The following is a 12223-nucleotide window of genomic DNA, read 5'->3' as shown; positions in this document are numbered from 1 at the left end:
CGCCATCAGCTACGGCTACGGTCGCTCCCTTGGGGATATCCATTTTTATTGATCTCCGAGATTGCGCCAGCCGGTGGCGAATCCGGTTGATTGCCCGCTGACGTCAGTCTCAACGTTTCAACGCGTTATTGGATGCCTTTCGTGAAGTTGGGTCGAAACCGGATGTCCCCGCTTTTCGAAAGGCCGGCAGTGGGCAGCACTCGGCCTTGCGACGCGAGCGCCAGCCCGAACAAGTTGAAACCCTCAGATCCAAGCGAAGGAGCGATCCGCTGGTCGTGCAATGCGGCCATTTGAACTGGCAAACCTAGTCATCAGGATCGTTGGTGCTAGGGCCAGGCTGCGCATTCATCAGCGTAGATAGGGCGGTGATGATCTGGGGCAGGAAGAATGGCTTGGTGATCATAACGCTTTCAGGGACGCCCTCGGCGCCCCAATGGATAGCACTGTCGCCGCTCACGTAGACGACGGGGATGCTCGAGTTGGCCTGGCGCAAATGCCTCGCTATTTCCCAGCCGGATTTACCAATTCCCAGGCGGATGTCCGTAACGAGGCCCTTGAACTTGGTTGGATCCGCGTCGAACGCCGCTAAAGCCTTTTCGGCGTCATTAACGGCTATAACTTCGAAACCCGCTTCCTGCAGCGCCGTCTCGACGTCAAGCAGGATGAGCGGCTCATCCTCAACGACCAAAACCGCACCGATACTCATTTGTGAATGTCCCCCATTGCGCACCACTACGGTTCAAACTGGGGTTTGGTTCCAAAAGCACACGAATAGCCCGATCTTGCCACCGTCGCCGGAGGGCACATCCCCAACCAGCGAAGCGGCCTTACCAAACGGAACAAGCTATGGAGGACGGCGCTCTGGTCGATGCGGCGATGCCTCTGCCGGCCGGCCGAGTTGTCACGCTACGCTCGGGAAGTCTGATTGGAATTGCAAGCGTTGCGATACGGTCACGGGTCGCTCGGCTGCTCGCTGAGCGCAGCCTCATCGAATTCCGACTCAAGCTCATCACTTACAGGCTTGGGCTTCACCGCACCCGCGCCAAACTCTCCATCAAAGCCCTGCAACCATGCATCGGCGTAATCATGCCAATAGTCAGGCACGGCTCTGTCATTGCCGTCCTTGCGTGCTTGCGCGCCATACATCCACGCATAGCCGGCGCGCTCCTGGTCCTTTTTCGCCACGGCCATTCAGGTCTCTCGGTCAATCGTCTGGGTTGGTGGAACGTCTGTCCAATATTCCGAAATCTGCGGAACGGGACCCGCTTTCAGCTTCCAGAAATCCATCCGCAGCCAAGCCACGCCTGAGCAATTCCCGGACCGCAGCAGCCCTGCTAGGCATGCGTTTCTGAAAGCGCCAGGTATCGAGCGCCGTGAATTCCTTAGCGTTGAGCATGACCTGAAGACGTTCTGGTCGCTCAAGATTATCCGCCACAGCTGCCTCCAATTGGTCGTTGAGTGAAATGAGTAACTTACCCGTGTGCCTCATAAGACCTAAAAGGGCGCGTAGGTTCCAAAGGCGTCAAATACATTTGATGCATGCCCTACTCACCATCATCAAATTCATCCAAAGGCGCAACCTACTAACTTATTGATTTAGCTATATATTATTTTCGAATGTACTTGCTTTCAGATTATTTCGGCTGCATGCTCACACCCGAGGGAAAACCCAGTCCTTGGGACAGGAGTTGACCATGCAATATTCCACAAGCCTGCGAGATGATCTCAACCAGATGGTTGTGGACGAGATTCGAAAGTACGGGATCGTGAACGTACCGGTAATGGCGGAGCGCATTCGAGCCCAGCAACCGGATGAAGGTTTCACCGCCCTTGATGCAGAGCGCTTAGTGTTAGGTTTCGCAGCCCTGTATTGCGCACCCATTGAGTTTGACAGCACGGGGTGTGCCTGGCGCAAGCGAAGGCCGGTGTCGGCGGTTAACGATGGTCTGCTGTTAGAGTTTGTCGAAGACGGCGATATGGCAGCGCTTGCCGGCCAGCCCGCGGCTGGGACCAAGGCAGCATAGTGCTGTCGCAGGCACGGAGCCACACAAGCCATTGCCTGTACTTTCCGCAGCAAAGGCGTGCCGAAAATAGCCTTCGCCTCGCATGAAGGCCCGCATCGGACTGTGTCCCCAATCAACTCTGCATGGAGTGCAAGAGAGCCTGCATGTGCTCTTCAAGGTCGAGCTCGCCACGCGCTTCAATTTTCAATAGGTACTCTGCCTTTACTCGACGCTCGCCCGTGCCGGTCGCGGGATGGGCACATATGGCCAGCAGCGCTTGCTGTTCTATTCGGTCTGCAATCTCGCGATCGTTCCAGGTGCTGCCCGCGCTATGAACAACCTGATGGAGCGCATCATAGGCGACCTGATGGGCGTCAATGAGCGCCTGCAACTTCGGTGCGGTAGCCTCACTCCGCGCTAAAGATGGTTCAACGACAGACGCGACGGCGGCGAACGCAAGAAGCGTGCGGCGAGTGACTCCGGGCATGCGATATCCCCTTTCTGTCTGACAGTTTCCGGCACATTATAGCACCAGCGTAACAGCTCGCGGAGGTGATCCGCGGAGCGAGCGCATTGTCTGCTGACAAGATCGCAGAAGCGGCTGGGCTGGCCATGCGGGATATTCATCAGGCGCGTCCACCTTCACCATTGAAGCGGAAGGCTTCACCGCCGAAGGGCGATATCCATCGCCTTTTCCAAGTCATCATCAAAAAAGGGCTTGGCCAAGCGGGTGGCACTTGTCTGTGTGTCGGATGGAAGTTCGGCATAGCCCGTGGCTAGAATCGCAGGAAGATGGGGGCGCTCGGCCCTAGCCAGTTCTATGAGCTCGGCCCCTGTCATACCTGGCATCGCGTGATCAGTGATCAGCAAATCCAGCTTCGCTTCACCCTTCAAGATCTCAAGCGCCCGCGCGCCAGAGCTTGCCTCCAATACCGCATGGCCCAGATCCTCCAGCATTGCGACCGTGTTCATCAGGACAAGCGGGTCATCGTCAACAGCCAAGATTGATATCGCATTCCGGTTTGACGTGTTTTGTGGTGGCGTCTGGGCCTTTTCGACCTGAGGCTGAGGTGCAATAGCTGCGGGAAGCCAAATCTCAACCGTCGTCCCAGCACCAAGTTGACTGTGAACGACAAGGCGGCCTCCTGACTGCTCGGCAAACCCCTGCGCCATCGCGAGGCCCAAACCCGTCCCTTTGCCAACGCCTTTAGTCGTAAAGAAGGGCTCAGTCGCCCGTGCCAGCGTTTCGGCGTCCATTCCATGGCCAACGTCTTTCACCGAGAATCGGACATATCGGCCTGCTTTGAGCCTGTGATGATTGAAAGCGTCCAGCTCCTCCGCCTCAGCGCTAATGACCAGTGGCCCACCAGAGGGCATCGCATCTCGTGCATTGACCGCAAGATTCAAAAGCACCGACTCCAGCTGGTTGGGGTCAGTCACAACGCTGGGCAGCGACAGGGGAAATTGGGTCAAAACAGGGATAGACGGACCGATGGCCCGTTCAAGCATATCCGTCATGCCACGCACGAGTTCAGGAACAGAGACCGTTTGTTGATCAAGGTCTTGGCGGCGTGCAAACGCCAACATTCGCTGGGTTAGCGAAGAGCCCCTCTCCGCAGCCTGCAAAGCGTTGTCCAGGAGAGACACCAGTTTCGGATCATTGGATAGGCGCCGCCGTATCATCGACAGGCTGCTCTGGATCACCATCAAAAGATTGTTGAAGTCGTGCGCGACCCCACCGGTGAGCTGACCTATGGCTTCCAGTTTTTGGATTTGGAAGAGTTGTTCGCGGGTTTGCTCGAGCTCTTTCTGAGCCTTGCTGCGTTCGGTCACATCGCGGGTGATTTTGGCAAAGCCGATCAGTTCCCCGCTGTCATTTCGGATTGCATCGATGATCACATGGGCGAGAAACGTCGTTCCGTCCTTGCGCAAACGCCAAGCTTCCCGCTCGAAACGTCCTTCCTTTCCGGCGATCGCAAGGCTCTCTTCCGGAAGCCCAGCTTTTCGGTCAGCCTCGAGATAGAAGCGCGAAAAATGTTCGCCTAAAATCTCGTCGGCCTTGTAGCCTTTGATCCGCTCCGCGCCCAGGTTCCAGCTGGTTACAAATCCCTTCGGATCCAACATGTAAATGGCGTAATCGGCTACGCTCTGTACCAAGATTCGAAACTGTTCTTCGCTGCTTTTCAGTGCCTGTTGAGCGCTTTGTCTTTCAGTCAGGTCCCGGGTGATTTTGGCAAATCCGACCACTGAGCCGTCGGCGCCACGCACGGGATCGATCACCACGTGCGTCCAGTACTCCGTGCCGTCCTTGCGAACGCGCCACCCTTCGGCCTCGAACCGTCCCTCAACCGCGGCCGTTTTCAGCGCACGCTCGGGCAACCCTGCGGCCCTGTCCCCCTGCCTATAGAAGACTGAGAAATGTTGGCCGATGATCTCGACTGCGCTGTACCCCATGGATTTTTGCGCGCCCGGGCTCCAGCTGCTTACGATCCCGTTTGCATCCAGAAGATACACAGCATAATCGGTAATAGAATCGATGAGCACGCGATAGCGGTCCTCAACAGGAAGCGATGAGGTTGGCTGCTCGATTGACAATTTTTGCAAAGTTACTGCTCCCGTAACAGCTAGAAACGCTCGCTCCAACCCTTAGTTCCGTTCTCACAACTGTGTCCTGTCTTCTGAAGGTGTGGCTGCCGTCGGAAGGTTAGCCATACATCTCGGCGACCCCCCAAGCGATGGCTATCCGAGCGCACCCAACAAGACGCCCAGAACAGGCCGCCCAATGTGCCCCAGCGCGCTTTGTTTTCTGGAGTGTCATTCGTCATAAACGCACGTTGGGATGGGCGCGGGCCGGCCAAGATTATAGGGAAATCCTGATCAGTGGCGGGGGCCGATGAAGGCCTCCCGCTTGTGCCTCGACGGAAATCAGGTGGGACGTTCCGGTCAAATGGAAAAAAGGGCTGTCGGCGTTCGCGAGAGGAATCAGCTTTGCCGGGGAACGAGATCCGAAGGCAGCAGTTAACCGGCATCGCGGATACGGCAAGGGAGGAAAAAATGGGATTCTTTGGCAAATACTTTTTCGGCTTCGGCCGCAAAAAGTCCGACGACAAGCAACGGAGCGGCGACATGCGCAAGGCTACAGGTGCAGGCCCGGCTATCGCCGCGCATTCAAAGGACGCCAGGAGCTCGGCGGCCACGGGACAGAACCCGGCGGCGGCAAAGAAGAAGTCAAACAACTGAGCTTCGGTCGCGAGCCGCACACCATCGATGCTCCGCCGATCGACCCCGACATTCCAGCGCCGGCGCAAGTGCCTGAGACTTAGCGCCGTGTCTAGGCAGTTGCGGCGGTCGCCTGAGCCGGGACCCGCTTTCGAGGGGCGACCCGTCATGTTTTCAATATCTGGTCGAACGTGCACTGCTTTGGGCTCTTGTCAGGGCGCCATCGCATAAGTTTTGTACCGTGCCGAAATCGATCGCCGGTGATGTGATCGAAGCGGACTTCCACTACGAGTTCCGGACGAACGGGCTCCCACTGTCCGCTCCTTTCCGTGCTCCACCGGCTCGGGCCGCCAGGGGCTTTGCCAGTAAATCCCGGAGGCGATCGCAGCGCTTCGAGTTCCCGTGTCAGCTTTGAACGATCTTCCCGGGCGATCGTCGATGTAAATCCCACGTGGTCGAGTTTGCCTTGGTCGTTGTAGAGGCCAAGCAGCAAGGAGCCGGCCTCGCGCGAGTTCGCCAGATAGCGGAACCCCCCGACCACACAATCGGCGGTGCGCAGCCGCTTGACCTTGACCATGGCGCGCTCGCCGGGCCGATATTCGTCGTTGAGAAGCTTGGCGACAACGCCGTCCGTTGAACCCTGACCGGATTCGCTGAGCCACTTCATTGCAGTCGCCAAACTCTTAGTACAGCGCGACAGCTCAAGCCCGCTTTCCGGTTCTGCCCTGATTAAGTCTTCCAGCGCCGCGCGTCGTGCCGACAGCGGTTGATCCATCAAGCTGGCATCGGCACTGGCCAGCATGTCGAAGAGGATCAATTTGGCCGGGGTCTCGGCCGACAGTTTCCGAATCCTGCTTTCCGCTGGGTGCAGCCGCATCTGCAGCGCGTCAAACGAGAGGGAGCCTTCAACGTCAATGACGATCTCACCATCGACCACAAACTCCTGCGCATTCAGGTCGCGCAACATCGCAACTACCTCAGGAAAGTATCGGCCAAGTGACTTGCCGGATTTCGCCCTTAATTCCACCTCGTCGCCGGCTTTGAACGCCAGGCAGCGAAACCCGTCCCATTTGGGTTCGTACTGCCATTGGCTGCTGTCAGGCAGCGCGTCCGCCGACTTTGCCTCCATGGGTTCAGTGTCCAACGGAAGGCCAAAGGACGGTTTCACAAGCTTCGATGTCATGCGGCCAGCTTTGCTGAACCCAGCCGCTTGATGGCGGTGGCGATCGACCGTTCGCCATCGTCATAGTCGGCCCAGGCGACGGTCTTTTTCAGGAGGCCCGGCACGGTTCGGACCGTGTATTTCTTCGGATCGAGATCCGCCTTCACCTGCCCCCATGTCAGCGGCATGGAGACGGTCGCGCCTTCCCTTGCCCGCGGTGACAGCGGAGCAACGGCAGTCGCCATGCGGTCGTTTCGGAGGTAGTCGAGAAATATGCGAGACGTCCGCAGCTTCTTGGCCATGTTGACGAGGTAGAGCTCCGGGCGCTCAGCCGCCATCTGCATACAGACAGCTTTCGCGAAGGCCTTGGCCTCGGGCCATGTCGTCTTGCTGCGATGGCTGGCCAGTGGCGTGACGACATGCAACCCTTTGCCACCCGTCGTCTTGCAAAAACTCACCAGGCCCAGATCTTCGAGGCGATCGCGCATTTCCTTGGCGGCCGCGACCACCTGCGCAAAGGAGACTTCCGGACCAGGATCTAGATCGAAGACGAGCCGGCCGGGCACTTCCGGATGACCGGGCTGGCAATTCCAGGGATGCAACTCAAGGCCGCCTATCTGGGCGATCGCTGCCAGACCCTCAACGCGGTCGATCTGCAGATATGGCTTGTGGTCGCCGAAGACTTTCACCAGTTCCAGCAGATTGGACGTGCCTGGCATCGCGTGGCGCTGGAAAAACTGCTCGCCTGCGTAGCCGTCCGGGGCTCGCACAAGCGAACAGGGGCGCCCTTTGAGATGTTTGATCATCCAGGGCCCCACGGCCGCAAAATATTCTGCAAGATCGAGCTTGGTGACAGCGGTGCTATCGCCGGCGTTCGGCCAGAGCGGCTTGTCCGGCTTGGAAATGATGACGCCCATGACAACTGGGCTTTTTCCCGTTTTGCCAGTGACCTTGGCGGGGTCGGCAATCTGAGTCTCCTGGGGATCGGCTGGGCGCTCGGCCTCAACCTCTTTCGCCGGCTTGTCTTCGCGCAAGCCCTTGAAGGCTGCCTGCCGGATATTGCCGCCGCCAGTCCAGCCGGCGAACTCGATTTCCGCAACCAATTCCGGCCGGGTCCAGAAGACGGCCGCATCTTTTTTCGGTGCGCCATCGCCGGTGAATGGTGACTTCGCAGCCTTCTTCTCCTTTAGCCTTGGCAGCAGCTGCTTGACCTTCGCCTCGCTGTAGCCGGTCCCGACACGGCCGACATAGGCGAAATGCTCGCCGCGATTGACGCCGACCAGCAAGGACCGGAACTTGCCATTGGTGGTCGACCACCCACCTATGACCACCTCATGCCCAGCGCGGCATTTCGATTTTGCCCAGGTGTCGGTTCTTCCCGAGACATAGGTTGCATCAGCCTTTTTCGAGATAATGCCTTCGAGCGCAAGCCGGCAGGCGGACTGCAGCACCGCGTCGCCGCCGTTGGTGAAGTGTTCGACATAGCGGATGAGATTTTCCTCACCGCGGTCGACCTCGCCGAGCATCTCCCTCAGCCGCTCCTTACGCTCAGTGAGAGGCAGTTTTCGCAGATCGACGCCATTTGCGAAGAGCAGATCAAAGGCAAAGAAGATCAAATCCTTTGTCCGGCGCTCCGAGAGCGCAGCTTGCATGGCGGCAAAATCGGGCGCCCCGTTTTCGCCAAGCGCCACGATCTCGCCGTCGACGATGACGTTGGGAAAGCTTGCGGCCTCTTTCGCGATAGCGCCGAATTTCTCCGTCCAGTTCAAGCCCTTCCGCGTCCTCAGCGTGGCAGCGCCATCTTCGACACGCATCTGGACGCGATAGCCATCGAACTTGATTTCGTGAACCCAGTTCGAACTGGCCGGTGGCCGGGAGAGCGTCGCGCAAAGTTGTGGCGCGATGAATTCGGGCATCGTCACTGCCGATGCTCGAACTGCTCGCTTTGGAGGTTGAGACGACTTTGACGCTTTGGCGGCGCGCTCGTCGGCAGCATGACTGCGATTGCTGTCCCACACGGCATCCGCATCGGCCACCGAGGTGCCTTGCAGCATGAAGGGCTTGGGTCCGGCGCCCTTGCCCGCAGCAATCTTATCCATGCTGCGTCCGGAGGCGACAGATCGGTCCTGCGCCAACACCGCGTCGCCATTGCCATCTGTCGCGTATTTGTCGCGGTGCTTGATCAGCAACCAATTGGTCCGCTTGCCGCCATTGCGGTCAAGCTTCATCCGCACCAGGACGAAGCTGCCGCGCAGGCGCTTGCCGTCGAGCGTGAACTTCAGATCGCCTTTTTCCAGAGCCTGTTCGGGCGACAGTGCGCCTTCCGGCACCCAATAGCCGCGATCCCACAACTGTACCGTGCCGCCGCCATACTGGCCCTTGGGGATCGTGCCTTCGAAGTCGCCATAGTCCAGCGGATGGTCTTCGACCTCGACTGCCAGGCGCTTGTCCTGAGGATCCAGCGAGGGACCTTTGGTGACGGCCCACGACTTGAAGACGCCTCCGAGTTCCAGCCGCAAATCGTAATGCAGACGCGTTGCATCGTGTTTCTGGATCACAAACCGAAGCCGGTCCGAACTCGCGATCGACGTCTCGCCGCTGGGCTCCTTTGTCTTCGTGAAATCCCGCTTGGCCCGATAGGTGGAAAGCTCGCCCGTTTTCATGGAAGTGCCCCGGCTAATGACGCAATGCCGGGACTCAACGCGGTGAGGGAGTTTTGGTTCGGCTTTGCTGCGACGGCAATTCCACGCGCCGTGGGACTGGCGCGTGTCGCACGCTGACGGCCCACCGCCGACGAGCCAGCCTCTAGGCTATCACCGACCGCAAGCTGGTCGCGCATAGCGGTCTGTCGTGCGCACCGAGGCGAAACGTGTGGGCCGAAGAGCAACCGACATTTGGTCCCGGCTCGTTCCGCACAATTATTTCACTGGCTAGGCCGCTTCGACCTCGCGGAAATTCCGCCAAAGCCCGTTGACCGCCGGGAATAGGTTGCTCACGCCCTCTAGCTGGGCGATACGGTCGCGGACGGCATCCTCGCTAATTGCATCGAGCGGCATGCCCATCTGCTGGAGCCAGAGCGCCGAGAACTCCCAATCGCAACATTTGCCACCCGAGAGCCACTCGGCGATCTTGTCCGGGCGATAATATATGCGGTTGCCTTGGCCCCGGCGCATCGGTTCGGTTGCGGGGCCCAGATCCCGCATCCGCCAGTTCGCAAGGGACTGGAGGGACGTGCCCAGAAACCGTGCTGCAAGGCGCGACGGTATCGGGCGCCATGGAGGAAGGCTTGTCGTCATGGCGATCGAGTAGAAACGCTTTATTTCGACGTGCTTGGCGATCCCGCTCGGTGCCCAGCTTGTCAAACCGTCAAACTGTCCAACCTCTTTTTCTTCAAAATCATAGTGAGAAGAGATGTTAGTGTGCATACGCCGTTGCTCCGCCGGTTGGCTAGTTGGCCGCCTGGACGGCAGCTGCGAGGACGGGCGTCAACCCCGACGTCATGACACCAGTGTCCTTCCACAGCAGGGCAGCCCTGACGTCCTCGTTCGAAGCGTCCATCCATGTATCCACATCCTGCCACGCCCAGACGTATGCTCGTTTCCCTACAGGACGCAGAACCGACGTCTTTGTGTCCCGCCTGCGGTCACCGAGCTTCTTCAGGATCGGCGTAATCTGCTGCACTGTGACCGTCTTCCTCATTCGCTCTTCAACCGCCTCCGCCACATCCTCGGCCAGATATACCGGACGATTGAACGGTGAAGTGCCGCTCTCCCGAAGCTCAGCGATGATCTGCTCCGGCACGGATGCGCTGGCCCGGATCAACTCGTCCTTCGCGCCCGTTCGTGGTGGTTCGGCGTTCGCGTCGAAATCGGTGAGTTCGAGGTGGATCAGATAGTGCTTGAAGGCGGCGACGCTTTCGTCCGACAGGCCGACCTCTACGAGCTGACGATAATATGCGTCTTCCCGCTTGGCGGCTTCCACTTTGCACACGAAGAGCCGCCGGTCGTCATGCTCGATGGCCATGGGCTTATCGCTGTTCGTCATGATGATGATGCCGCGAGGCGTCCTCACGTTGAACGCATCAACCCCCTTCCGCTCGACAGACTGGATCTCCTCAGTGGCCCATCGCTTCAGGCGGTTGTACGCGGTTTTCAACTCGTCGATCTGCAGTTCGTCCAGGGCCAGCAGGCGAGCGTTTCCAAGCTCTGCCTGCCAACGCTCTCCTAGGATGCCGCCGTAGACCTCCCGCACATCGTTATTATGAAACATGCGCTTGACGGCGCGCACCAAAAGGTTCTTGCCGACACCCTGTTTTGACTGCAGCACGATCGCCGACTTGATCTTGACGGCCGGCCGCTGGACGAGATGGGCAAGGTATTGAAGGACCCATCGCCTCTCACCGTCGCCAGGCAGAAGGTAGCGAAGGTGGTCGAGCCAAAGAGATGCGTCGCCTTCCGCAGAAAGGATTCCTCCGTCCTTCCACGTGTTAAAGGTCCGGACGCCATTTTCCTCGACAATGAGCTTTTCGTTGCCCACCAGGAAGTCGTGCTCATCAGCCAGGCACGACACTTTTGAATTGCGGAAGGCGGTGCTCGCCAGCCGCTTCTTGTGCATGTTCCGCGTGAAGGAGCGATCGAAATCCTCCTTCGTTTTGTCTCGCCCTGTCGAGATGTCAAAGAACAAACCCGTTTTTGAGTCCAGCACGTACTTCGCCTGGAGCGGTGCGAGCCCCGGATCCGTGTTGGCCAGTTCCACCGGGGTCCGAATGACCATTCCTTCACGGAACAGGCAGCCACCGCACTCGGAGTTTGTCGCGGCGATCGTCTGGCACAGCTTAGGGCGGTATTTCCTGGCGTGATCCAACTTGGTCTGGGCTTCACGATAATTGTATCGCGCGTCGCGGGCGGACATCAGATGAAAGTACCTCTTGTGGGACGTGCGCCAAAATGTCAGCAGCGTCCTTCCACTGCGGCTCCGTCAGACCCTCGCTGCTCTCATCGCATGAACGAAGGAAACTGCAGGCCGTGATCATAGCAAGGGCGCCAGCGGCATCCCTGCCTGCATCCTCGTCGCCCGACATCATTTCCTCTCGAAGCGCGTCCGCCAAGGCATGCTGGCCAGAGCGAGACGAACTGTTGGAACTTGCGACCATTCGGGCCGCGACGACGTCTTCCAGTTGTTCGAGAGTCCAGGTCCGACCACTTGCTCCGTCCAAGATGTGGACGGGCCTGGCCGGCTCGGTCTTCGGGTTGAACGTTCCAGGCACCCTGAGGACGCGTGCGAGTTCTGCAATCTTGTCCAGCTCAAGCCCGTGACTTTTCCAGACCACGCGCGCCTGTTCGTTCCAGGCCGACCAGAGCCGCTCAACGCGGCTCCGATCTTCCTGCGCCTTCAGGAGGAAGGGTTGCTCGAACTGCCATATCGGGTAGAGCCCTCCACCTGAATGGATGGTCAGGGTGGGCTCGGGCAAGCCCGCCTCCTCCAGCAACCTGAACGCCTGCTCCTGGTCGTCCGGGAGGTTTTTGGCAGAGTGCACCCCAGTGGCGAGATCGATGTCGAGCGCCAGGAAGGCAACGGCACAGGCAGTGTCCTGTCGTCGCGTCTGGTCCTCAACGGCGTTGTGATCGTGAAGCGCTACCGCAAGGTACCGATGAATGCCTTCGGGCTGTGTTGCCAGAAAGTCGAAGGCAACTTCCCGACTGCTGTACGGGAAAACCGCATGCCTCCGCCGTGTGTTCGATTGATCTCGTTCGAACACAACAAGGTTGCCCTGGCTCTCCAGCCCGAACATCCGTTCGACATACTCCTTGATCTGCTTCCTGTCAGTCTGCATGGGCAC

The 12223-nt window shown here is 58.9% G+C and carries 12 protein-coding genes; 2 read left to right on the top strand and 10 right to left on the bottom strand.

Features of this window, described 5'->3' with window-relative positions:
* Positions 1 to 304: 304 nt before the first annotated feature.
* The 3 genes from AC04SH_RS29175 to AC04SH_RS29165 form a co-directional block, all read right to left on the bottom strand.
* Entirely contained in the window at positions 305 to 706 is a 402-nt protein-coding gene (locus tag AC04SH_RS29175) for a response regulator (RefSeq protein WP_488577595.1), read from the bottom strand.
* A 245-nt stretch (positions 707 to 951) separates the two neighbouring features.
* A complete protein-coding gene (locus AC04SH_RS29170; RefSeq protein WP_488577594.1) occupies positions 952 to 1191 on the bottom strand; it encodes a hypothetical protein in 240 nt (79 codons plus the stop codon).
* A gap of 13 nt (positions 1192 to 1204) precedes the next feature.
* Positions 1205 to 1396 carry a hypothetical protein gene (locus AC04SH_RS29165; RefSeq protein ID WP_488577599.1) on the bottom strand — a complete coding sequence of 64 codons (192 nt, stop codon included), beginning with the start codon at positions 1394 to 1396 and terminating at the stop codon, positions 1205 to 1207.
* Positions 1397 to 1694: 298 nt separating this feature from the next.
* Here AC04SH_RS29165 and AC04SH_RS29160 point away from each other — a divergent pair, with 298 nt between their 5' ends.
* Positions 1695 to 2024, top strand: a complete 330-nt coding sequence (locus AC04SH_RS29160; protein WP_488577593.1) for a hypothetical protein — start codon at positions 1695 to 1697, stop codon at positions 2022 to 2024.
* A 112-nt stretch (positions 2025 to 2136) separates the two neighbouring features.
* Here AC04SH_RS29160 and AC04SH_RS29155 read toward each other — a convergent pair whose 3' ends face one another.
* Together AC04SH_RS29155 and AC04SH_RS29150 are read right to left on the bottom strand one after the other, a co-directional pair.
* A complete protein-coding gene (locus tag AC04SH_RS29155; protein WP_488577592.1) occupies positions 2137 to 2490 on the bottom strand; it encodes a hypothetical protein in 354 nt (117 codons plus the stop codon).
* A 176-nt stretch (positions 2491 to 2666) separates the two neighbouring features.
* Entirely contained in the window at positions 2667 to 4607 is a 1941-nt protein-coding gene (locus tag AC04SH_RS29150) for a hybrid sensor histidine kinase/response regulator (RefSeq protein ID WP_488577591.1), read from the bottom strand.
* Between the two features lie 384 nt (positions 4608 to 4991).
* On the opposite strand from AC04SH_RS29150, the gene AC04SH_RS29145 reads away from it, so the two are divergent.
* Positions 4992 to 5243, top strand: a complete 252-nt coding sequence (locus AC04SH_RS29145; protein ID WP_488577590.1) for a hypothetical protein — start codon at positions 4992 to 4994, stop codon at positions 5241 to 5243.
* 145 nt (positions 5244 to 5388) lie between these two features.
* On the opposite strand, the gene AC04SH_RS29140 is transcribed toward AC04SH_RS29145, so the two are convergent.
* The 5 genes from AC04SH_RS29140 to AC04SH_RS29120 form a co-directional block, all read right to left on the bottom strand.
* Positions 5389 to 6405: an ATP-dependent DNA ligase gene (locus tag AC04SH_RS29140; RefSeq protein ID WP_488577589.1), complete on the bottom strand. Its 1017-nt coding sequence runs from the start codon at positions 6403 to 6405 to the stop codon at positions 5389 to 5391.
* Entirely contained in the window at positions 6402 to 9047 is a 2646-nt protein-coding gene (gene ligD / locus AC04SH_RS29135) for a DNA ligase D (protein WP_488577588.1), read from the bottom strand. Before ligD ends, AC04SH_RS29140 begins: the two co-directional genes overlap by 4 nt.
* 267 nt (positions 9048 to 9314) lie before the next feature.
* Positions 9315 to 9809: a hypothetical protein gene (locus tag AC04SH_RS29130; protein ID WP_488577587.1), complete on the bottom strand. Its 495-nt coding sequence runs from the start codon at positions 9807 to 9809 to the stop codon at positions 9315 to 9317.
* Between the two features lie 22 nt (positions 9810 to 9831).
* The gene (locus AC04SH_RS29125) at positions 9832 to 11295 is read right to left on the bottom strand and encodes a primase-helicase family protein (RefSeq protein WP_488577586.1); all 1464 of its coding nucleotides are present in this window, start codon (positions 11293 to 11295) and stop codon (positions 9832 to 9834) included.
* Positions 11261 to 12217 carry a hypothetical protein gene (locus AC04SH_RS29120; protein WP_488577585.1) on the bottom strand — a complete coding sequence of 319 codons (957 nt, stop codon included), beginning with the start codon at positions 12215 to 12217 and terminating at the stop codon, positions 11261 to 11263. The genes AC04SH_RS29125 and AC04SH_RS29120 overlap by 35 nt, the downstream gene beginning before the upstream one ends.
* Positions 12218 to 12223: the final 6 nt, after the last annotated feature.

The sequence above is a fragment of the Mesorhizobium sp. CNPSo 4688 genome, from assembly GCF_057784295.1.
This window is presented reverse-complemented; position numbering and strand designations above follow the sequence as displayed.